Annotated in this window: 21 protein-coding genes; 15 read left to right on the forward strand and 6 right to left on the reverse strand. The window is 55.7% G+C overall.

Going from position 1 to position 22,242, the window contains the following annotated elements:
• Nucleotides 1–114 precede the first annotated feature (114 nt).
• A complete protein-coding gene (plsB, locus tag AC6I8I_RS01275; RefSeq protein ID WP_312057403.1) occupies nucleotides 115–2,538 on the reverse strand; it encodes a glycerol-3-phosphate 1-O-acyltransferase PlsB in 2,424 nt (807 codons plus the stop codon).
• A gap of 129 nt (nucleotides 2,539–2,667) precedes the next feature.
• On the opposite strand from plsB, the gene AC6I8I_RS01280 reads away from it, so the two are divergent.
• The 4 genes from AC6I8I_RS01280 to AC6I8I_RS01295 all read left to right on the forward strand — a co-directional run bounded on the left by AC6I8I_RS01280 (nucleotide 2,668) and on the right by AC6I8I_RS01295 (nucleotide 5,567).
• Nucleotides 2,668–3,036: a diacylglycerol kinase gene (locus tag AC6I8I_RS01280; protein WP_312057378.1), complete on the forward strand. Its 369-nt coding sequence runs from the start codon at nucleotides 2,668–2,670 to the stop codon at nucleotides 3,034–3,036.
• Nucleotides 3,037–3,141: 105 nt separating this feature from the next.
• The gene (lexA, locus tag AC6I8I_RS01285; RefSeq protein WP_497828248.1) at nucleotides 3,142–3,756 is read left to right on the forward strand and encodes a transcriptional repressor LexA; all 615 of its coding nucleotides are present in this window, start codon (nucleotides 3,142–3,144) and stop codon (nucleotides 3,754–3,756) included.
• A gap of 104 nt (nucleotides 3,757–3,860) precedes the next feature.
• Complete coding sequence (dinF, locus tag AC6I8I_RS01290) at nucleotides 3,861–5,183, forward strand: MATE family efflux transporter DinF (protein ID WP_312056313.1); 1,323 nt, start codon at nucleotides 3,861–3,863, stop codon at nucleotides 5,181–5,183.
• Between the two features lie 171 nt (nucleotides 5,184–5,354).
• Nucleotides 5,355–5,567: a CsbD family protein gene (locus tag AC6I8I_RS01295; protein WP_159861694.1), complete on the forward strand. Its 213-nt coding sequence runs from the start codon at nucleotides 5,355–5,357 to the stop codon at nucleotides 5,565–5,567.
• Between the two features lie 72 nt (nucleotides 5,568–5,639).
• Here AC6I8I_RS01295 and zur read toward each other — a convergent pair whose 3' ends face one another.
• A complete protein-coding gene (zur, locus tag AC6I8I_RS01300) occupies nucleotides 5,640–6,161 on the reverse strand; it encodes a zinc uptake transcriptional repressor Zur (protein ID WP_072051006.1) in 522 nt (173 codons plus the stop codon).
• A 450-nt stretch (nucleotides 6,162–6,611) separates the two neighbouring features.
• On the opposite strand from zur, the gene AC6I8I_RS01305 reads away from it, so the two are divergent.
• From AC6I8I_RS01305 to pspG, 3 genes are all read left to right on the forward strand, one after another.
• Nucleotides 6,612–7,862, forward strand: coding sequence for a conjugal transfer protein TraF (locus AC6I8I_RS01305; RefSeq protein WP_312056315.1), 1,251 nt, complete (start codon nucleotides 6,612–6,614; stop codon nucleotides 7,860–7,862).
• Between the two features lie 106 nt (nucleotides 7,863–7,968).
• Entirely contained in the window at nucleotides 7,969–8,964 is a 996-nt protein-coding gene (gene dusA, locus AC6I8I_RS01310; RefSeq protein ID WP_312056317.1) for a tRNA dihydrouridine(20/20a) synthase DusA, read from the forward strand.
• Between the two features lie 178 nt (nucleotides 8,965–9,142).
• Nucleotides 9,143–9,409 carry an envelope stress response protein PspG gene (gene pspG, locus AC6I8I_RS01315; protein WP_069729440.1) on the forward strand — a complete coding sequence of 89 codons (267 nt, stop codon included), beginning with the start codon at nucleotides 9,143–9,145 and terminating at the stop codon, nucleotides 9,407–9,409.
• A gap of 206 nt (nucleotides 9,410–9,615) precedes the next feature.
• Here the strand turns inward: pspG and AC6I8I_RS01320 are convergent, their stop codons facing one another.
• On the reverse strand, nucleotides 9,616–10,599 hold the full coding sequence (locus AC6I8I_RS01320; RefSeq protein ID WP_312056319.1) for a quinone oxidoreductase: 984 nt from the start codon (nucleotides 10,597–10,599) through the stop codon (nucleotides 9,616–9,618).
• Nucleotides 10,600–10,695: 96 nt separating this feature from the next.
• Between AC6I8I_RS01320 and dnaB the strand changes: the two genes are divergently transcribed.
• From dnaB to AC6I8I_RS01350, 6 genes are all read left to right on the forward strand, one after another.
• Nucleotides 10,696–12,102 carry a replicative DNA helicase gene (dnaB, locus tag AC6I8I_RS01325; protein WP_031375516.1) on the forward strand — a complete coding sequence of 469 codons (1,407 nt, stop codon included), beginning with the start codon at nucleotides 10,696–10,698 and terminating at the stop codon, nucleotides 12,100–12,102.
• 129 nt (nucleotides 12,103–12,231) lie between these two features.
• A complete protein-coding gene (locus AC6I8I_RS01330; RefSeq protein ID WP_312056322.1) occupies nucleotides 12,232–12,711 on the forward strand; it encodes an Lrp/AsnC family transcriptional regulator in 480 nt (159 codons plus the stop codon).
• A gap of 242 nt (nucleotides 12,712–12,953) precedes the next feature.
• A complete protein-coding gene (locus AC6I8I_RS01335; protein ID WP_159861699.1) occupies nucleotides 12,954–13,568 on the forward strand; it encodes a YitT family protein in 615 nt (204 codons plus the stop codon).
• A 42-nt stretch (nucleotides 13,569–13,610) separates the two neighbouring features.
• Nucleotides 13,611–14,804: an amino acid aminotransferase gene (locus AC6I8I_RS01340; protein ID WP_312760440.1), complete on the forward strand. Its 1,194-nt coding sequence runs from the start codon at nucleotides 13,611–13,613 to the stop codon at nucleotides 14,802–14,804.
• Nucleotides 14,805–14,923: 119 nt separating this feature from the next.
• Entirely contained in the window at nucleotides 14,924–15,343 is a 420-nt protein-coding gene (locus AC6I8I_RS01345) for a secondary thiamine-phosphate synthase enzyme YjbQ (RefSeq protein ID WP_312056324.1), read from the forward strand.
• Nucleotides 15,343–15,666 (forward strand): MmcQ/YjbR family DNA-binding protein, encoded by a 324-nt coding sequence (locus AC6I8I_RS01350; RefSeq protein WP_312056326.1) that lies wholly within the window; start codon nucleotides 15,343–15,345, stop codon nucleotides 15,664–15,666. The genes AC6I8I_RS01345 and AC6I8I_RS01350 overlap by 1 nt, the downstream gene beginning before the upstream one ends.
• A gap of 52 nt (nucleotides 15,667–15,718) precedes the next feature.
• Here AC6I8I_RS01350 and AC6I8I_RS01355 read toward each other — a convergent pair whose 3' ends face one another.
• Nucleotides 15,719–16,783: an NAD(P)-dependent alcohol dehydrogenase gene (locus AC6I8I_RS01355; RefSeq protein WP_031375512.1), complete on the reverse strand. Its 1,065-nt coding sequence runs from the start codon at nucleotides 16,781–16,783 to the stop codon at nucleotides 15,719–15,721.
• A 233-nt stretch (nucleotides 16,784–17,016) separates the two neighbouring features.
• Nucleotides 17,017–19,845, reverse strand: a complete 2,829-nt coding sequence (gene uvrA / locus AC6I8I_RS01360) for an excinuclease ABC subunit UvrA (protein ID WP_312056327.1) — start codon at nucleotides 19,843–19,845, stop codon at nucleotides 17,017–17,019.
• A gap of 224 nt (nucleotides 19,846–20,069) precedes the next feature.
• Here uvrA and ssb1 point away from each other — a divergent pair, with 224 nt between their 5' ends.
• Nucleotides 20,070–20,624 carry a single-stranded DNA-binding protein SSB1 gene (ssb1, locus tag AC6I8I_RS01365; RefSeq protein WP_094122154.1) on the forward strand — a complete coding sequence of 185 codons (555 nt, stop codon included), beginning with the start codon at nucleotides 20,070–20,072 and terminating at the stop codon, nucleotides 20,622–20,624.
• Between the two features lie 87 nt (nucleotides 20,625–20,711).
• Here the strand turns inward: ssb1 and AC6I8I_RS01370 are convergent, their stop codons facing one another.
• The gene (locus tag AC6I8I_RS01370; RefSeq protein WP_312056328.1) at nucleotides 20,712–21,242 is read right to left on the reverse strand and encodes an isochorismatase family protein; all 531 of its coding nucleotides are present in this window, start codon (nucleotides 21,240–21,242) and stop codon (nucleotides 20,712–20,714) included.
• Between the two features lie 127 nt (nucleotides 21,243–21,369).
• Between AC6I8I_RS01370 and AC6I8I_RS01375 the strand changes: the two genes are divergently transcribed.
• The gene (locus AC6I8I_RS01375) at nucleotides 21,370–22,197 is read left to right on the forward strand and encodes an AraC family transcriptional regulator (protein ID WP_312056330.1); all 828 of its coding nucleotides are present in this window, start codon (nucleotides 21,370–21,372) and stop codon (nucleotides 22,195–22,197) included.
• The last annotated feature ends 45 nt before the right edge of the window (nucleotides 22,198–22,242 follow it).

Consider the following 22,242-nt stretch of genomic DNA (forward strand, 5'->3'; position numbering starts at 1 on the left):
AGGAGAAGGTTCCGGCACAGATAGTCAGGCAGGAAAGGGTGCAGTTGCAGCGCAGCATCGTTCAGGCACAAAAAAGGCGACCTCACGGGGTCGCCTTTTTACTGCGCAGGGCATTTAGTCGTGGGCCACGGCGCTTTCGATGGTCATGCGTACATCGCTGGTGACCAGATCGGCCAGAATGTGCCATGTTGCCAGGGTCTGCGCGACATCTGCATCACCGCTGTCGCTGATATAACCTTCATCGCGCAGCGTCAGAACCAGTGAGGTGAAGACCGCTTTATCGAAGAACTCCGGCGCGTTGATACCGTGCAGCACTGACAGACGTTGCGCCAGTGTGCGGCTCTCTTTCTCCAGCGTCCCGCGGTTAATGGCCGGTTTGGCGCTGAGAATAGAGAAGGTGATGGCATAGCGCTGGAGCGTTTCACGCACGCCGGCCGCCAGCAGTTGCAGCGTACGGTAGCGCGCCGCGGTAAAGCGCAGCTGGCCAGCCTCAAGCGTAATCAGTCCCTGACGCGCCAGCTCCTGACAGAGTTCGGTCAGCAGTTGCGGCAGCTCATCGGTCTGCCAGCGCAGGAACAGTTCACTCTTCAGCATCGGGTAGATCAGACTCACCTGGCGCAACAGCCCGGCTTCGCTCATGGTCTGATGCTGCTGCACAATGGCGGCAATCAGCGACGGCATCACCAGCATGTGGTGGATATTGTTGCGGTAGTAGGTCATCAGCACCGCCTGCTCACGCGGCAGGATGATGATGTCGCCGATGCTGTCTTTCTCGCTCTCAAACTTATTCATGCCCATCGCATGATCCAGCAGCGCCTCTGCGGAGAGATCGGGCACCGTAGCGTTGGCTGAATAAGGCACGTTACGCAGCAGCTGGGTATAGCACTCAAGCTGCTCAATCAGCTGTTCGCGGGTTAGTGAGCGCTGACGTGAGGCGAGTAGCGCGGTGACGCACAGGTTCATGGCATTGGCCGCACCCGCTTCATTGATACGTACCATTAAGCTCGCCGCAATGTCGTTCACGGTAGGGGTTAACCAGCTCGGGCGCTGCGGTTCGATAGGATCGATCGACTCACGCCATTCCGGCACCCGCTTGTTGAGATAGTTAACCAGCGGCAGCGGTTCGCCAAAGTTAACGTAGCCCTGGCCGAGGTTGCGCAGCTTACGTAAGCCATGCAGCATCTGCATGAAACCCTCTTTCTCTTTCGCCGCACCGCGTAGCTCTTTGGCGTAGGTACCCACTTCCATCACGTGCTCATAGCCGATGTAAATCGGCACCAGGGTGATTGGGCGATTACCGCCGCGCAGCATTGCCTGCAGGGTCATGGCTAAGGTGCCGGTTTTCGGATCGAGCAGGCGACCGGTACGTGACCGTCCTCCTTCAACAAAGTATTCAACCGAGTAACCGCGGGTGAACAGCTCACCGAGATACTCACGGAACACCGTGGCATACAGTTTGTTGCCTTTGAAGGTACGACGAATAAAGAATGCGCCCAGACGACGGAAAATCGGGCCGGCTGGCCAGAAGTTGAGGTTGATACCGGCGGCAATGTGCGGCGGCACCAGTCCCTGATGATAAAGCACGTAAGAGAGCAGCAGGTAATCCATGTGGCTGCGATGGCAAGGCACATAGACGATTTCATGGCCATCCTGCGCCAGCTGACGAACTTTTTCGCCGCCGTTAACGTTGATGCCCTGATAGAGCCGGCTCCAGAGCCAGCCCATGACGCGGTCGGTGACGCGAATCGCCTCATAGGAGAAGTTCGCCGCGATCTCTTCCATCATCTCAACCGCATTTTGCTGCGCTTTTTCATGGGAGATTTTTTTGCTGCGCGCTTCGTCTTCTACCGCTTTTTCAATCGCTTTGGATTGCAGCAGACGATTAAACAGATCCTGACGTGCCGGTAAGCGTGGGCCAACTGCTGCCAGCCGCTGACGGGCGAAATGAATGCGCGCCACCCGGGCCAGTTTCTGGGCAATTGATTGGTCGGTGCCGTGTTCGGTTGCCATACGGCGCAGCGAAACAGTCGGCGAGAAACGGACAAAACTGTCGCGTCCATGCCAGATTACCGCAAAGAATTTCTGCACACCGTTCAGCACCCGCAGGTGCGGCGTATCTTCGCCCTGAACCTCACGGCCTGGCGCCCGGCCAAACATCACCGTCACCGGCAGCATCTGGATATCCAGCTTGGGATTATTGCGATGCAGGTCCAGGTAATCGTGAAAGATTTTCACCGATTCAACGCTGGGGACAAAATAGGGGAACACACGCGGGCCATCGTGGATAAAAACGTGGCGCGGCAGCAGCGAACCATCAATCTCCAGCGGAGAAAGCGGGTCGGGCAGATGATGCCGCAGGCACTGCGCGCGTAAAGTCAGTAAGTCCGCCTTCGAATCGTAAGGCAAAACGTACATAATGGGCCGGGTCGGGTCCAGACCATGTTCAGAAACGGGATCGGCCGGAATGGCCTTACTCTTTACCAAAAACGACAGTGGTAAATTCAGTAATTTGTAATAAAGTTTACGCCAACCTGACATAGACAACATGAAGCCTCTTGTTAGCAAAGCGCCGCAAGCATACCAGAAAGCGCAGCGAAGATCTGTGGTGGTGCCAATTGCACGCAGCCCAGACATTGACGTCAATCCGATGAAAGGGTTCCACTTACTATGGCAAATAATGCCACCGGTTTTGTAAGAATAGTGAAAGCCGCAGGTTATTCATGGCAGGGCCTGCGCGCCGCCTGGCAACACGAAGCCGCTTTCCGCCAGGAGGCGCTGGCCGCGCTGGCCGCCATTATTGTCGCCTGCTGGCTGGATGTCGATATCGTCTCCCGCATTCTGATGATCGGCGCTGTGGTGCTGGTGGTCATTGTCGAAATCCTCAACAGCGCCATTGAGGCGGTAGTGGATCGTATCGGTCAGGAGCGCCACCCTTTGGCCGGACGGGCCAAGGATATGGGCTCCGCGGCGGTGCTGATCAGCATCTTACTGGCACTGTTTGTCTGGATCGCGCTGCTTTGGTCGCATTTGCGATAAGCCTTCCACAACGCGTCAGATGGCGCGTTTTGCCTGAGAATCGGTTTCCATTTCACCAATACCTGTATATACTCACAGCGACTGTATAAACAACCAGGGGGCGGGATGAAAGCATTAACCAGCAGGCAGCAGCAGGTCTATGACCTGATTCGCGACCATATTACTCAAACGGGCATGCCGCCTACGCGTGCAGAAATTGCCGCGCAGCTGGGTTTCCGCTCGCCGAACGCGGCAGAAGAGCATCTTAAGGCACTGGCACGTAAAGGGGTGATTGAGATTGTTTCTGGCGCCTCACGCGGTATTCGCCTGTTGATGGAAGAAGATGCGTCTGAAGGTCTGCCGTTGATTGGCCGGGTTGCTGCCGGTGAGCCGATCATGGCGCAGGAGCACATCGAAACCCATTACAAAGTTGATCCGGGCCTGTTCAAACCTTCTGCTGATTTTCTGCTGCGCGTCAGTGGAATGTCGATGAAAGATATCGGGATTATGGATGGCGACCTGCTCGCAGTACATAAAACCCAGGACGTGCGTAATGGCCAGGTTGTGGTGGCCCGCATTGATGATGAAGTAACGGTTAAACGCTGGAAGAAGCAGGGTGCTATTGTGCATCTGCTGCCTGAAAACAGTGATTTTGAGCCAATTATCGTCGATACGCGCGCTCAGTCGCTGACGGTCGAAGGTCTGGCGGTCGGCGTGGTTCGCAACGGCGAATGGCTCTGAGTCTGACATAACCACGCATTCGTAGTATCTGATGCTATTCTGTCTGCCCTAATTTTGTCGCTGCTGCTCCCCTCTCTGCAGCGGCACCGAGCACGGAACTGCGAATGCGTTTTTTAACGGCTACCGACAAAAACCTCTGGCGGCTGGCGCTGCCGATGATCCTTTCTAACATCACCGTTCCCTTACTGGGGGTGGTCGATACTGCTGTCATTGGTCACCTCGACAGCCCGGTCTACCTCGGCGGGGTTGCGGTCGGTACGACAATCACCAGTTTCCTCTTCATGCTGCTGCTGTTCCTTCGAATGAGTACCACCGGCCTGACGGCGCAGGCTTTTGGTGCCGGCGATAAATTGGCACTGACACGTGCGCTGACCCAGCCTTTAATTATTGCGCTGCTGGCTGGCGTGCTGTTCATCTGCCTGCGCTCGCCGATTACTACGCTGGCGGCCGATCTGATTGGCGGCGATCCCAAAGTTTTGCAACAGGCGGCACTGTTTATTCAGATCCGCTGGTTAAGTGCGCCCGCCACTCTGGCAAATCTGGTGATCCTTGGCTGGCTGCTGGGCGTGCAGTACGCGCGTGCGCCGGTCATCCTGCTGGTGATCGGCAATCTGGTCAATATTGTACTCGATCTGTGGCTGGTGATGGGCCTGCACTGGGGTGTGGCAGGCGCGGCAACCGCGACCGCACTGGCAGAGTATATAACGCTGGCCGTCGGTGCGGTGATGGTCTGGCGGGTATTGAAACTGCGTGGCATCACCCCGGCAATGCTGAAGCAGAGCTGGCGCGGTGACATGAAGCGGCTGCTGCGTCTTAATCGCGACATTATGCTGCGTTCGTTAATGCTGCAGCTCTGTTTTGCCTCGCTGACGGTGCTGGGCGCACGCATCGGTCCGCAGGTGGTGGCGGTGAACGCGGTATTGCTGATGTTTATCACCTTTACCGCCTATGCGCTGGATGGTTTTGCCTACGCGGTTGAAGCCTTCGCCGGTGAGGCGCATGGTGCGAAGGATGGCAGCCGGCTGCTGCGCGTCTGGCACTCTGCCTGCCGACAGGCGCTGGTGGTGGCCTTGCTGTTCTCATTGATTTATGCGTGTTTCGGTTCGCACATCGTGGCGCTGCTGACCTCGATCGAACAGCTGCAACAGGCGGCCGATCGCTATCTGATATGGCAGGTGATCCTGCCGCTGGTGGGGGTCTGGTGTTATCTGCTGGATGGCATGTTCATCGGTGCAACCCGCGGCCGGGAGATGCGTAACAGCATGGTGGTGGCGGCACTCGGTTACTTCCTGACGCTGCTTAGCGTCCCGCTGCTGGGCAACCATGGCTTGTGGCTGGCGGTCACCGTTTTCCTGGCGCTGCGTGGTCTGTCGCTGTGGCTGATCTGGCGTAAACACTGGCAGCAGAACAGCTGGTTTAACGCCTGATAGCCAGCCTCTGACGCGCTCAGGCTACAGATTATTCTGTATTGTTTCGGCAAACCTAAAATCTTCTACTACAATTAACCGTAAGCAGCGCAGTGAACCAGCGCTTTATATCGTCATTTTGTTTTCTTTCAAGATAAATGATGTAACCAAAGGATGACATAGAGGTCTGCCATGAATAAAGATCAAGCGAGCGGCAACTGGAAGCAATTCAAAGGCACAGTGAAAGAGAAATGGGGCAAGCTGACCGACGATGATATGCAGGTTATCGAAGGCAAACGCGATCAGCTGGTCGGAAAAATTCAGGAACGTTACGGCTATGCCAAAGAAGATGCAGAGCGCGAAGTAACAGACTGGGAAAGTCAGAACAAAGATTACCGCTGGTAATCACACAGATTTACGGATAAAGCTCCTACCCGCCGGTACGCTCATACCGGCACCCGCACAAGGATGTGCACATTACCCGCGTTTTCCCCGCTTTTTACCTTCACTTTGATGATCGTGCTGACAACTTTCATGATGGGTGCAGGCTTCGACTTCGACACAATTCTCACATAATCCATGTGCTTCAATCACGCTGTGACGCAGAGCAAATTGCGCCTCTCCAGCCAGCGTCGCAATAATCTTCTCTACTCCCTGCGCCTGCTTTTCGGTTACTGCCGCACAGCGATCGCACACCAGCATTACTGAGGTGTGTGCCGGTGCCTCGAAATGGTGACACATCACATAGCTGTTATTGGACTCTACCCGATGGATAAAGCCCTGTTCCAGCAGGAAGTCCAGCGCCCGATAGACCGTAGGTGGCTTGGCCTGAGGTTCGCTAACCCGAAGTTGATCCAGCAGATCATAAGCGCTGATCGATCCTGGCTGCTCAGCCATTAATCGCAACACTTCAGCCCGCTGCGATGTCAGACGCACACCGCGCTGCAGGCACAGTTTTTCCGCCTGGGTCATTATTTGCTGTGACGTCATGTTTGACATGGAAACTCTCCGCTGGATAAGTGATGTTATTTTATCACACAAATTTTTGCGGCGCAGAGGTTGGTTGTTGCCTGATAAAACAGCAAATTCTGCTCGGACGTCGATCAAAAACGCGAGTTCAGGCGCAGGCGAGGCCGCTATCAGCCCCAAATCAGATCCACTCGTCGACCGGCTAAGGTGGCCTTTGTCGCGCTTTTGCTTTGCATCTCACTGAGTTAAGAAGTAATGTTCAGAAAGACTTAAGAAATGTCTGGTATTATTTTATTTATTATCGGGTATTTTGAACAAAAATAATGTTTTACTGATTGGAAAACGTCCAATCCTTTGAATTAAGCGACTGTTTCCTTTGAATTCACAGCAATAACGCGTTAGCCAGGGTTCACAATAGGGCTAACAAACTATTCAGTCGTTGAATGTTTCAACGGCACTTTCTCAGGTGATGGCAGGCAAATGGTGAAAAAATCCGCTCAACGCTCAGCGCTGAAGTACACCGCTGTAGTGAATGCGCTTTTCCTTTCTTCTTCCGCCATGGCGGCGGGGACCTGGTACGATGCACGCAATGACGCCATGGGCGGAACCGGCGTTGCATCTTCTCTTTATGGCTCAGCCGTGCTGGCCAACCCGGCTTTAATGACACGAGCCAAACCCGACGATAGCGTCAGTATTATTTTCCCTTCCGCCGGTATTCAGGTCACCGATAAAGATCACCTGATCGACAAAGTGGATGACATCACCGATACCGTTGATCGCTACCGCGAGGTGATCGGTAACCTGACCTTCGCCGATTATCTGCGGGGCTATCCTGAAGTGCGCGCTGCCTCAGGCGATGTCGCCAATCAGCTCAGTGATTTGCGCGGCAACAAAGCGGACGGCAACGCCGGGGTGGCGCTGGCGGTCACTATTCCCAACGAGACGCTGCCTTTCGCCTTTATCACCAAAGCCTATGGAACAGCACACGTGCGGGCCAACGTGGTCCAGAGCGATATCGACTATCTGCGTGGTGTTGCTAACGGCACGGTGCTTCCTCGTCCGGGCGACCAGAATAACCTGCGCTCCAGCGCCAACGGTTTAGCGGCGCTGGTCACCGACTATGGCGTCGCACTGGCACATGAGTTCACCATTGCCGGTCAGCCGGTGTCGGTGGGCGTCACGCCGAAAGTGCAAAAAACCTGGCTGTATAACTACACCGCCAGCATTTACAACTATGACAAAAGTGACATCAACAATAGCCAGTATCGCAGTACGGATACCGGCTTTAACGTTGATGCCGGTCTGGCGACCACGTTTGCTGAAAACTGGACGCTGGGCATCACCGGACAAAACCTGGTATCCCGCGATCTGCAGACCAAAGAGGTCAACGGCTTCCGCGATACTTATCAGATCCGTCCACTGGTCACCACCGGTCTGGCCTGGGATAAAGGCCCGTTCACCGTGACCGGCGATGTCGACCTGACCGAAACCAAACGCTTCAAAACGCAGGAAAACAGCCAGTATGCGGCGGTGGGTGCGGAATATCGGGTGCTCGACTGGTTACAGCTGCGTGCCGGTTATCGTGCGGATATGCGTTCGAACGATGAAAATGTCGCAACCGCCGGTTTCGGCCTGTCACCGTTTAACAAAGCGGTGCATCTGGATCTGGCTGGCTCGGTTGGAGCGAATAATACCTGGGGCGCGATGATGCAGCTGGGCTTCAATTTCTGATCTTCTTTCATGCCGCAGTTCGGGGCGGGCGATGCACTATCGCCCGTCCTTGTGTTATCCTTGCACAGAATTCAATCACCCTCATTTACCGGATTGCCTGCGCTTCATGACCGATACTTTTTCTTCGCAACGTTTCTCGATTGCCCCGATGCTCGACTGGACCGATCGCCACTGCCGCTATTTTCATCGTCAGCTGACCGGCGATACGCTGCTCTACACCGAAATGGTGACCACCGGCGCGATTATTCATGGTAAGGGCGATTACCTGGCCTATAGCGAGGATGAACATCCGGTCGCCTTACAGCTGGGTGGCAGCGATCCTGCGGCTCTGGCGCACTGCGCCCGTCTCGCAGAGCAGCGCGGTTACGACGAAGTGAATCTGAACGTCGGCTGTCCCTCTGACCGGGTGCAGAATGGCCGCTTCGGGGCCTGCCTGATGGCAGAAGCCGATCTGGTCGCTGACGGCATCAAAGCGATGCGTGATGTGGTGTCGATTCCGGTGACGGTAAAAACGCGCATCGGGATTGATGAACAGGACAGCTATCAGTTTCTGACCGATTTTGTCGGGACAGTGGCCGAGCGCGGCGGATGCGAGACGTTTATCATCCATGCGCGTAAAGCCTGGCTGTCTGGCCTCAGCCCGAAAGAGAACCGCGAAATTCCACCGCTTGATTACCCACGGGTTTATCAGCTGAAGCGGGACTTCCCACACCTGACGCTGGCGATTAACGGCGGTGTGAAAACGCTGGAAGAGGCGCAAACCCACCTGCAGCATCTTGATGGCGTCATGATGGGGCGTGAAGCCTATCAAAATCCTGGCATTCTGGCGCAGGTAGATCAGCAACTGTTTGGGCGTCAGCATCCGGCGGCCGATCCGGTGGCGGTGGTCCGCGCCATGTACCCCTATATTGAAGCCGAACTGGCGAAGGGCACTTATCTGGGCCATGTGACACGTCATATGCTCGGTCTGTTCCAGGGGATCCCGGGAGCACGCCAGTGGCGACGCCACCTGAGTGAAAATGCCCACAAACCTGGCGCGGATGTGCGCGTACTGGAAGCCGCACTGGCACTGGTGGCGGATAAAATTCCGCAGGAAGCCTGATCGACCTGTACCCAAAGAGACCAGCCGGCAATGGCTGGTTTTTTTTACGCCAGGTTTTGGTTATTTTGACTGTTCACCGGTTAATCAGACTGGCCTGTTATCAGCAAAAACAATCGCTTACAGATTGGCACGCTTCTTGTAAAGATCGTCACAATGAGTCTCAATAAGGAGCGCTAACGTGGAAATTTTATTTGTATTGGGTTTTTTCCTGATGCTGTTGCTAACCGGTGTTTCATTGCTCGGCGTACTGGCTGCGCTGGTGGTCGCCACGCTGGTAATGTTCGTCGGTGGACTGTTTGCACTTGTTATCAAAGTGTTGCCGTGGCTGGTGCTGGCAGTGGTCGCTGTCTGGCTGCATCGCGCCTTTTTCGGCGATCGTAATACGCGAGAATGGCGTAAGCTAAAGCGTAAGATCAATAACTTAGACCGAAAAGGCTGGCGTTAATTGCGGAGATGATCACAATTTGACGTTGTGCTTAGACAATACCTGCATTTAAACATATTTTTTACTTATGTTTTCTGGCAGGATAGTTGTCGTTGAGTCGAAACGAATTCATCGCCGCTGTCCCTACACCAGCGCGAACGAAAATAAAAAAAGAGAAGGGCTTCCTGCGGGAAGCCCTTTTTGTATGCTGAACGGGGTACCGGCTATCAGGGAATCAGCAGGCTCGACCCTTGGGTGGCACGGCTTTCCAGCATCTGATGCGCTTTACCCGCCTCCTTCAATTCAAACTTCTGCTGTTCCGGCACCTCCACTTTAATCGCGCCACTGGCCAGCAGCGAAAAGAGTTCGGCACTGGCGGTTTCCAGCTCCTGACGGTTAGTGATGTAACCGAACAGCGACGGGCGGGTAACAAACAGCGAGCCTTTCTTATTCAGGATGCCCAGATCGACCCCGGTCACCGGGCCGGAAGCGTTGCCGAAACTCACCATCAATCCGTGACGACGCAGCGAGTCCAGCGACGCTTCCCAGGTATCTTTACCGACCGAGTCATACACCACGCCGACTTTTTTCCCCTGGGTGAGTTCGCTGACGCGTGCGGCGATATCCTCTTCGCGATAGTTAATCGTTGCCCAGGCGCCGGCATTCTTCGCCAGCGTCGCCTTTTCAGTTGAACCGACGGTACCAATCAGGTGCGCGCCCAACGCTTTTGCCCACTGGCAGGCAATCAGGCCGACACCGCCAGCGGCGGCATGAAACAGGAAGGTCTCATCCGCTTTGACTTTATAGGTCTGGCGCAGCAGATACTGAGTGGTCAGCCCTTTCAGGAAACTGGCGGCGGCCAGCTCAAAACCGATCGCATCGGGCAGGTGCATCAGCCGATCTTCTGCCACGTTGTGCGCTTCACTATAGGCACCGAGGGCTGCCTGACAATAGACCACCCGATCGCCGGGCTTAAACAGCGTCACGTCACGGCCGACCCGGGTAACGACACCCGCCGCCTCAGTACCGAGACCGGACGGGAAGGCTGCCACCGGATAGAGGCCGCTGCGCAGATAGGTATCGATGTAGTTAATGCCGATGGCGCGATTTTCTACCTGCACCTCATTACCGGCAGGATCGGCAAGTTCAAAATCAGCCCACTGTAGAACGTCCGGACCGCCGTGCGCGTTGAACTGAATACGCTTTGCCATTCTGACTCCTGTGATTGTTTCATCATGAGGGTGAGGCGCGCACCCCAACTGAGGTATACTTGCGCGTCCCCACAGAACATCGGTAATGCATTCACTATGGCAGGAAATAAACCCACCAACAAATCGAACGAAACGCAGGATCGCCAGCTGGAAGGCGTGAAAATGCCCCCGCATTCGCTGGAAGCGGAGCAATCGGTGCTCGGTGGGTTAATGCTGGATAACGAGCGCTGGGACAACGTCTCCGAGCGCGTGGTCGCCAATGATTTTTTCAACCGCTCGCATCGGCTGATTTTTTCCGAGATGCAGCGGTTGCTGGAAAACAGCAAGCCAATCGACCTGATCACCCTCTCTGAATCGCTGGAAACCCGCGGCGAGCTGGAGATGGCAGGCGGCTTTGCTTACCTGGCCGAACTGGCGAAAAATACCCCCAGCGCGGCTAACATCGGCGCTTATGCAGACATCGTGCGTGAACGTGCAGTAGTGCGTGAGATGATTTCGGTCGCCAACCAGATTGCCGATGCCGGCTACGATCCGCAGGGCCGCAACAGCGAAGAGCTGCTGGATTTCGCCGAATCCAACGTTTTCAAAATTGCCGAAGCCCGCGCCAGTAAGGATGCCGGCCCGAAAAATATTGAGCAGATCCTTGAGGCGACCGTCTCACGTATCGAATCGCTTTATCAGACGCCGCACGATGGCGTCACCGGCGTGGATACCGGCTATCAGGATCTCAATAAGAAGACCGCGGGCCTGCAGCGCTCTGACCTGATTATCGTCGCCGCGCGTCCTTCAATGGGTAAAACCACCTTCGCGATGAACCTGTGCGAAAACGCCGCGATGCTGCAGGACAAACCGGTGCTGATTTTCAGCCTCGAAATGCCCAGCGAACAGATCATGATGCGTATGCTGGCGTCGCTGTCGCGGGTCGATCAGACCCGTATTCGTACCGGCCAGCTGGATGATGAGGATTGGGCGCGTATCTCCGGTACCATGGGCATCCTGCTGGAGAAGAAGAACATGTACATTGATGACTCTTCTGGCCTGACGCCGACCGAAGTGCGCTCGCGCGCCCGCCGTATCTACCGTGAAAACGGTGGCTTAAGCATGATTATGATCGACTACCTGCAGCTGATGCGCGTGCCTTCCCTTTCGGATAACCGTACGCTGGAGATAGCCGAGATCTCGCGCTCACTGAAAGCGTTAGCCAAAGAGCTGAATGTGCCGGTGGTGGCGCTGTCGCAGCTTAACCGCTCGCTGGAGCAGCGTGCCGATAAGCGGCCGGTGAACTCGGATCTGCGTGAATCGGGCTCGATCGAGCAGGATGCGGATTTGATCATGTTTATCTATCGCGATGAGGTTTACCACGAAAATAGCGATCTTAAAGGGATCGCCGAGATCATCCTCGGTAAACAGCGTAACGGCCCGATCGGCACGGTGCGGCTGACCTTTAACGGCCAGTGGTCGCGTTTTGATAACTACGCTGGCCCGCAATACGACGACGAATAATCTCTTCTTTGTGCTGTCATGCACGATCTGTGCATGACAGCCCCCATCATCAGAAAATAGTGTTGGACAACCCCGCCGATTATCGGGTTATCTGTAACAAAGCGACGCCAATAACGCTGTGGAAACGGAATGACTCACGTAGACGATTACGACCTTAAAATCCTGACTTTATTACAATCTAATGGCCGCCTGACCAATCAGGAATTAAGCGATCTGGTCGGCCTGTCGGCTTCACAATGCTCACGCCGCCGGATTAACCTGGAACAGGCCAATCTTATTCTTGGTTATCACGCCCGGCTGTCGCCGGATGCGATTGGACTGGGTATGGTCGGGCTGATTGAGGTGCGCTTAATTAACCATACTGCTGAATATGTCGACAGTTTTCATCGGATGGTGGAGCAGGAAGAGGCGATCGTCGACGCCTACAAAACCACCGGCGATGCCGACTATCTGTTGAAAGTGGCAGTAGCCGATCTCAATTCGCTCAGCGCCTTAATCAGTCAGCTGGTCGCTGGCCACCAGAGCGTTTCTCATGTAAAAACCTCGGTAGTGCTGGGACGAATGAAAGAGAACGGGCTGATGATGACTCCTGAGCACAAGACGCGCTAAAAAGGTGCGTATTTTGCCGTTTTGGTGCAAACTCGCGGCAAATAATGCAAAGAACGCGCACCAGAACAGATTTTTGTGCATGAATTAACGGTTTTACCGAAACTTTTCTCACAAAAACCTGCAATAAAGCGCCTTAGATATCAATGGGATAATCGCTGGCACCTTACCGGTGGCCGTCAAAGGCTGCCGGTATGGTGCGTTTTTTGCATCTGAACCGCATCATTTGCACTGAGATAACCCACATGGATAACGTTGCAGAACCCTCCCGCATTCCCCATTCCCGCATTGAAGATGCGCTGGCGATTGTGCTTGGTACCCTGATGGTCTCGTTCGGCGTCATTATGCTGAAACAGGCAGGCGCGCTGACCGGCAGTACTGCAGGCATCGCTTTTCTGATCAGCTACCTGTCGCCGTTATCCTTCGGCAGCGCCTTCTTTCTGATCAATATTCCGTTCTACTGGCTGGCGGTAAAACGCATGGGCTGGGAATTTACCCTGAAAACCTTTTGTGCCGTTGGGCTGGTGTCGTTGTTTACCCATCTGCATCCGCTGTTTGTCCATTTTTCCGCCCTCGATCCGTTCTATGCGACATTGTTCGGTAACGTCATCATGGGAATCGGGTTTATAGTGTTGTTTCGTCATAAAGCCAGCCTGGGCGGCATCAATATCCTGGCGCTGTGGCTACAGGATCGCTTTGGCATTCGCGCCGGCAAGCTGCAAATGGCGGTGGATACCTGCGTGGTACTGGCCTCCCTGTTTGTGGTGAGCGTGCCGATTCTGCTCGCCTCGATTGGCGGCGCGGTTATTCTTAATCTGATTATCGCGATGAACCACCGTCCAGGACGCTACCTGGTTTAATGACACTCTGTTACCCGAAGACCACTCATGGAGACCTACACCGTGTTTCAAAACGTTGATGCCTATGCTGGCGACCCGATTCTGTCGTTGATGGAAGCGTTTAAACAAGACCCACGCGAACACAAAGTTAACCTCAGTATCGGGCTTTACTATGACGAGCAGAGCATCATCCCGCAGCTGAAAGCGGTTGCGACTGCTGAACAGCAGCTGCACGCTGAGCCACAGCAGGCGTCGCTCTATCTGCCAATGGAAGGGCTGAACAGCTACCGCAGCGCGATTGCGCCCCTGCTGTTTGGTGCCGACCATCCGATGCTGCAGGCGGGCCGGATCGCCTCTATTCAGACGCTGGGCGGCTCTGGCGCGTTGAAAGTGGGTGCGGATTTCCTTAAACGTTATTTCCCACAGTCAGCGGTCTGGGTCAGCGATCCGACCTGGGAAAACCACGTGGCGATTTTCAACGGTGCCGGTTTCGAGGTGAATACCTATCCGTGGTATGACGCGGAGACCCACGGCGTGCGGTTCGATGCGTTTATCAGCGCGCTGAAAACCCTGCCGAAGCAGAGCATCGTTCTGCTGCATCCGTGCTGCCATAACCCGACCGGTGCCGATCTGACCGATGCGCAGTGGGATCAGACCGTTGAGGTGCTGAAAGCGCAGCAGCTGATCCCGTTCCTCGACATTGCCTATCAGGGCTTCGGTGCGGGTATGCAGCAGGATGCGTATGCACTGCGCGCCGTAGCTGCCGCGGGCCTGCCAGCGCTGGTCAGCAACTCCTTCTCGAAAATTTTTTCGCTGTACGGTGAGCGCGTCGGCGGCCTGTCTATTGTCTGCGACAGCGCAGAAGAAGCCGGCCGGGTGTTGGGCCAGTTAAAAGCGACCGTGCGCCGCAACTACTCCAGCCCACCGAATTTTGGTGCTCAGGTCGTGGCGCGAGTGTTAAATGATGATGCTCTGAAAGCGAACTGGCTGGCGGAAGTTGAAGCGATGCGCGTACGCATTCTGGCGATGCGTCAGTCGCTGGTAGAGGTGCTGAGCACCGCACTGCCAGGCAAAAACTTTGACTACCTGCTGAAGCAGCGCGGTATGTTCAGCTATACCGGCCTGAGCGCGCAGCAGGTTGATCGCCTGCGCAACGAGTTCGGCATCTATCTGGTCGGCAGCGGCCGGATGTGTGTCGCCGGCCTGAACAGCAAAAATGTGCATCAGGTCGCGGAAGCATTTGCTGCTGTGATGTAATCGCCGTTACGCTGTGTAAAGACCGCCGACCCTGTTCGGCGGTTTTTTATTTGCCCGCAGGGTTTACCTTTCGCCGACATGCTGCACACTTAAACGGGAGACCGTTTCAGGAAAAAGCTATGTGGCATCAACAAATTCTGACGCTTAGCGCGAAACCACGCGGATTTCATCTGGTCACCGATGAGATCGTCGATGCGCTTTCCGCACTGCGTAACATCAACACCGGCCTGTTGCATCTGCTGTTACAGCACACCTCGGCCTCGTTAACCTTAAACGAGAATTGCGACCCGACGGTGCGCAGCGACATGGAGCAGCATTTCATGCGGCACGTTCCGGAAGATGCGCCGTATCAGCACGACTACGAAGGACGTGACGATATGCCGGCGCACATTAAATCATCGACCTTAGGGGTATCATTGCTACTGCCGGTTCAGCGCGGACGTCTGGTGCTGGGCACCTGGCAGGGGATCTGGCTGGGCGAACACCGCATTGATGGCGGTGCGCGGCGAATTGTCGCCACTTTACAAGGGGAATCGTAATGACGAATTCAGACTTACTGACCTATTGCATGAGCAAGCCGGGCGCGGAACAGAGCGTCCACAGTGACTGGAAAGCCACGCAGATTAAAAGCAACGGCGTACTGTTTGCCATGGTGCATGAGGTGAAAGGGCGTCCGGCGGTTTCACTGAAATCGACCCCGGCGCTGGCGGAATTACTGCGTGAAGAGCATAAAGACATTTTTCCCAGCGAGCATCTGAACAAATCTCACTGGAGCACGCTGTATCTTGATGGCTCCCTGAAAGATTCGCAGATCTACTATCTGGTTGATGCCTCATTTGATCAGATTGCGACGGTCAAATAAGCGGCAATAAAAAACCCTCTTCCGGCTGGAAGAGGGTGACAATGTGCAGCGATTATGCGGCGGACTGATTGCGCAAGGTGTTGATATCAATTACGAAACGATATTTCACATCACTTTTCAGCATACGTTCGTAGGCTTCGTTGATCTGATCCATCGCAATCAGTTCGATATCTGAGGTGATGCCGTGCTCACCACAGAAATCGAGCATCTCCTGCGTTTCGGCAATGCCGCCAATCAGTGAACCGGCGATGCTGCGACGCTTGAAAATCAGGTTAAATACCTGCGGAGCAGGGTGATCGTGCTCCGGTGCGCCGACCAGCGTCATGTTGCCATCGCGCTTCAGCAGGGTAATGAACGGGTTGAGATCGTGTTGTGCCGCCACGGTATTCAGAATGAAGTCGAAGCTGTTGGCGTGCTGTGCCATCTGCTCCGGATCTTTCGAAATCACCACTTCATCTGCGCCCAGGCGTTTACCGTCTTCAATTTTAGACGGCGAGGTGGTGAACAGCACCACATGCGCGCCCATCGCATGAGCAATTTTGACGCCCATATGGCCGAGACCGCCCAATCCCACGATGCCTACTTTTTTGCCGGGACCGACATTCCAGTGACGCAGCGGTGAGTAAGTGGTGATACCGGCACACAGCAGCGGCGCAACGCCAGCCAGTTCCAGGTTTTCAGGGATGCGCAGCACAAAGCTCTCATCCACCACCATCGCCGTTGAGTAACCGCCATAGGTAATGGCGCCGGTTTCGCGATCTTCACCGTTATAGGTGCCGACGAAGCCATTTTCACAATACTGCTCTAACCCTTCCTGACAGCTTGGACAGCTGCGGCAGGAGTCGACCATACAGCCGACGCCGACCAGGTCGCCCACTTTGTACTTCTGAGTTTGTGGACCCACAGCGGTGACGCGACCCACGATTTCATGGCCTGGCACCACCGGGAAAATGGTGTTCTTCCACTCATTACGTGCCTGATGCAGGTCTGAGTGGCAGACGCCACAGAACAGGACCTCAAGCTGTACGTCATGAGCACGAAGCTCACGCGGCTGATAATCGAACGGTGCCAGTTTGGATTTAGCATCCTGAGCAGCATACGCATGCGTAATATTCATGGTGTCTCCAGTTTCGATGTGTCGTGCGTGTTGTTCGGTGAAGTGCGGCAGCAGTGTGCTGCAGCGAAAACAGGGCGACGCGCAGGGCGTGCCAAAGAGGAACCGCTTAAGGATAGTCAGCGTAGCGAAAAGCGTATATGCCTATAGATGTCTGAATCTTGCCTGATTCTGCATTTCTCTGGCTGAATGAGCAGCCGGTAAAAAAAAGGCCCGCACGAGGCGGGCCTGACAGATTACTTGTTCAGCAACGGCTTAAGGAAGCGTGCGGTGTGTGATTTTTCACACTCCGCCACGGTTTCTGGCGTGCCGGCCACCAGAATTTCACCGCCGCCGCTGCCGCCTTCCGGACCGAGATCGACAATCCAGTCGGCCGTCTTAATCACGTCGAGATTGTGCTCAATCACCACGATGGTATTGCCCTGGTCGCGCAGCTGATGCAGCACTTCCAGCAGCTGCTGGATATCGGCAAAGTGCAGGCCGGTCGTTGGCTCATCAAGGATATAGAGCGTCTGACCGGTGCCGCGTTTCGACAGCTCACGCGCCAGCTTAACGCGCTGCGCTTCACCGCCGGAAAGGGTGGTCGCGGACTGGCCGAGACGGATATAAGAGAGACCCACATCGATCAGCGTCTGCAACTTACGCGCCAGTGCCGGTACCACATCGAAGAACTCACGCGCTTCCTCAATGGTCATTTCCAGCACTTCGTGGATGCTCTTGCCCTTGTACTTCACTTCCAGCGTTTCGCGGTTATAGCGTTTGCCTTTGCACTGATCGCACGGCACATAAATGTCCGGCAAAAAGTGCATTTCGACTTTCAGTACGCCATCGCCCTGACAGGCTTCGCAGCGTCCGCCACGCACGTTGAAACTGAAGCGGCCCGGGTTGTATCCACGCGAGCGCGCTTCCGGCACGCCGGCAAACAGTTCACGCACCGGCGTGAAGATGCCGGTGTAGGTGGCCGGGTTAGAGCGCGGTGTCCGGCCAATCGGACTCTGGTCGATGTCGATGACCTTATCGAAATGCTCGAGGCCGGTGACCTCGCGATAGGCCGCCGGTTCCGCGATGGTGGCGCCGTTGAGCGCACGCTGGGCAATCGGGAACAGGGTATCGTTGATTAGCGTCGATTTACCTGAACCCGATACGCCGGTGATGCAGGTAAACAGACCGACCGGCAGCGTCAGCGTCACATCCTTGAGGTTGTTGCCGCGTGCGCCCGTCACCTTCAGCACTTTGGCCGGATCGCCTTTAACCCGCTGCGGCGGCACGGCAATTTCGCGTTTGCCGCTGAGGAACTGGCCGGTCAGTGACGCTTCCTGCGCCATGATCTCATCCACGGTGCCTTCGGCCACCACCTGGCCGCCATGTACGCCCGCGCCGGGACCGATATCGATCACGTGGTCAGCCGCCCGAATCGCATCTTCATCGTGCTCAACCACAATCACCGTGTTACCGAGATCGCGCAGGTGAATCAGGGTGCCGAGCAGGCGCTCGTTATCGCGCTGGTGCAGACCAATAGAAGGCTCATCCAGCACGTACATCACGCCCACCAGGCCTGCACCGATCTGGCTGGCCAGACGGATACGCTGCGCTTCACCGCCGGAAAGTGTTTCAGCCGAACGGGACATCGACAGGTAGTTCAGGCCGACGTTCACCAGGAAGCTCAGGCGATCGCTGATCTCTTTCAGCACTTTTTCCGCGATTTGGGCGCGCTGGCCGCTGAGCTTCAGATTTTCAAAGAACGACATCGCATGGCCGATACTCATCTCCGAGATGGTCGGCAGCGTGGTGTTTTCCACGAAGACGTGGCGCGCTTCACGACGCAGACGCGTCCCATCGCAGGTGGCACAGGCCCGGTTGCTGATAAATTTCGCCAGCTCTTCACGCACCGCTGATGATTCGGTCTCTTTGTAACGGCGTTCCATGTTGTTCAGCACGCCTTCAAACGGATGGCGACGCACTGAAGTGTCACCCCGATCGTTAATGTACTTAAACTCAATGGTCTCTTTACCGGAACCGTACAGGATCACTTTCTGCACGTTATCCGGCAGGCTGCCGAACGACGCTTCGATATCAAAATCGAGATGTTCCGCCAGTGAGCGCAGCATCTGGAAATAGTAGAAGTTACGGCGATCCCAGCCGCGGATTGCACCGCCCGCCAGCGAGAGTTCCGGGTTCTGAACGACCCGATCCGGGTCGAAATATTGCTGCACGCCCAGCCCATCACAGGTCGGACAGGCGCCCGCCGGGTTGTTAAACGAGAACAGGCGCGGTTCCAGCTCGCTCATGCTGTAGCCACAAATCGGGCAGGCAAAGTTGGCAGAGAACAGCAGCTCTTCAGCCGCGCTGTCATCCATATCCGCCACGATCGCCGTGCCGCCAGAGAGATCCAGCGTGGTTTCAAACGATTCGGCCAGCCGGGTTGCCAGATCGGCACGCACCTTAAAACGATCAATCACTACTTCAATGGTGTGCTTCTTCTGCAGTTCAAGCTTGGGCGGATCGGAGAGATCGCACACTTCACCGTCGATACGCGCACGGATGTAGCCCTGCGTCGCCAGGTTCTCCAGCGTTTTGGTGTGCTCGCCTTTACGATCTTTCACCACCGGAGCCAGCAGCATTAAGCGGCGGCCTTCCGGCTGAGAGAGTACCTGATCAACCATCTGGCTGACGGTCTGCGCCGCCAGCGGCACATCGTGATCCGGACAGCGCGGCTCACCGACGCGGGCAAACAGCAGGCGCAGATAGTCGTGGATCTCGGTGATGGTACCGACCGTAGATCGCGGGTTATGTGAGGTTGATTTCTGCTCAATGGATATGGCGGGCGACAAACCTTCGATATGATCGACGTCCGGTTTTTCCATCAGCGAAAGAAACTGGCGCGCATACGCAGAGAGCGACTCCACATAGCGGCGCTGACCTTCCGCATACAGCGTATCAAACGCCAGTGAGGATTTACCTGAGCCCGACAGGCCGGTAACCACAATGAGTTTGTCGCGTGGGATGGTCAGGTTGATGTTTTTCAAATTATGGGTGCGGGCACCACGAACTTCGATCTTATCCATTCACCTTTCCCGGATTAGCAGCACTCACCGCGCCTTGCCGACACGGCCAGAATAAACGCATCATTATGGCACAAAAAATAGACTGAATAAATATCCAGTACTCTTTGCCTTTTGGCGGCGGATGATTAAAATTGGAACCCCGCTCTAAAGTGGGAAACAGTCAGCAGGACGTGTTAGAATTGATCGTTTAGACTTTCAGCATTAACTCATCGGGAGACAGCAACATGGCCAGTCGTGGCGTTAACAAAGTGATTCTTGTCGGGAATCTGGGTCAGGATCCGGAAGTACGTTACATGCCAAATGGTGGCGCTGTTGCCAACATTACGCTGGCTACGTCGGAAAGCTGGCGCGACAAGCAGACCGGTGAAAACAAAGAGATCACTGAATGGCACCGTGTGGTGCTGTTTGGCAAGCTGGCCGAAGTGGCGGGCGAGTATCTGCGTAAAGGTTCGCAGGTCTATATTGAAGGCCAGCTGCGCACCCGCAAATGGCAGGACCAGGGCGGCCAGGAACGTTACACCACCGAAGTGGTGGTTAACGTCGGCGGCACCATGCAGATGCTGGGCGGCCGTCAGCAGGGCGGTAACGCCGGTGCACCGGCAGGCGGCGCGCAGGGCGGCGGTAACAACAACGGTTGGGGCCAGCCACAGCAGCCGCAGGGCAGCAATAATCAGTTCAGCGGCGGCGCGCAGTCTCGTCCGCAGCAGCAGCCACAGAGCGCACCTGCCAGCAACAACAACGAACCGCCAATGGATTTTGACGACGATATCCCGTTCTGATCCGCGTAACAGCGTGACGTTGATAGCGAACAGGCCCGGTTTATACCGGGCCTTTTTATTGCCTGTCATAGCGGCTGCACATACAGATCAGCCGCGGGACGCCCATTCGGTCAGGATTGCGTCACAACTCAGCACGCGCGGCACGTTGCCGGGTATCAGCAGCGACGACCACACTTCATTATGCTGGCCTATCAGCTGTTCCGCGCTCACCCAGCGGCGATCGGCGGTGGTATGCGCATCCGCCGCCACGGTGATGCGATAGCCGGCACTGGCACCGACTTTAATGGTGGTGTCCAGGCAGTAGTCTGTGGCACAGCCGCAAACCACAAATTCCTTCACCGCCAGCGTCTGAAGCAACGCAGCCAGGCCGGTCTGCCAGAAGCTGTCACAGGCCGTTTTAATGATAAAATGCGCGCCGGCAGGCTGGTGGATCTCGGGTAACAGCGCAAAAGCATGACTGCCTTCAGGCAGACTCTCTTCGGTGTGCTGGATAAACACCGTGACATCGGCCCGTTCAGTCAGACGATTTATCTGTGCCACTCGTCCCTCCCTGTCAAAACGCGGCGTAGCGAACACGCCATTTTGCATATCTATAACCAACACCACCCGCTGTGCCATGCTTGATCCTGTCGCGATGGAAAAAAGCAGTGTTGCCCGGGGCGCGCTAGATGGATAGCAATATTTTGCATTTTATCGCCCATCACAGGCATGCTGAACCATCTGTCGGTTAAATGAGGAGAGTGAAGTGGAGGGCGTTCCGGCTATTTTTCCCTGCGAGACAGATCGCGCGCAGTTTCAGCAGCAGTCTGAGTTACCCGGTGTGGAACTGTATCAGGCTCACATCTCTCGCTACGCCTTTGAACCGCATACGCATGAAGCCTTTGGTATCGGCACTATAGAAGCTGGCGCGCAGCGCTTTCGCTATCGCGGCACCCAATACACCGCCCCCAAAGATTCGCTGGTGATGATGAATCCGGATGAACTGCATACCGGGGAATCCGCCTGCGCCGAAGGCTGGCGTTATCAGATGATCTATATCCAGCCACAGTTAATGGATGAGCTGACCGGCGATCGCGGCTGGTGGTTTAATGAGGCGCTGCTGACTGATTCCCGCCTGGCCCAGCCGCTGTCGCGCACCCTGGCGGCACTGTGGCAGGCGGACTCGGTGCTGGCACGTCAGGGATTGCTGTCGGAACTGTTGTTGCAGATTCGGCCGCTGGCGCGGATGGCGTCGTCCGCCCGGCTTCAGCCAGCGCATCGCTTCGATAAGGTACGTGATTATCTGCGGGAAAACCTGGCGCAACCGGTGCGTCTTGAGGAGCTGGCGGCGCTGGCAGCGTTATCGCCCTGGCACTTTTTACGTGCCTTTCGTCAGCATTATCATGTGACGCCGCATCAGATGCTGATGGCCTTTCGGCTGTATGATGCCAAACAGCGGCTGGCGCAGGGGGAGAGTGCAGCCAGCGTGGCGGCCGCGGTGGGGCTGACCGATCAGGCACACCTGACCCGCGCCTTCGCCAACCGGTACGGCATTACTCCGGTCCGCTATCAGAAACAGGTGCGCCAGGCCTGAGAATCGCAATCTGCTACAAGCCTTTCCTGCCTCATTTCGCCACAC

Source organism: Pantoea sp. X-Soil-YNGN-775 (genome assembly GCF_059730575.1).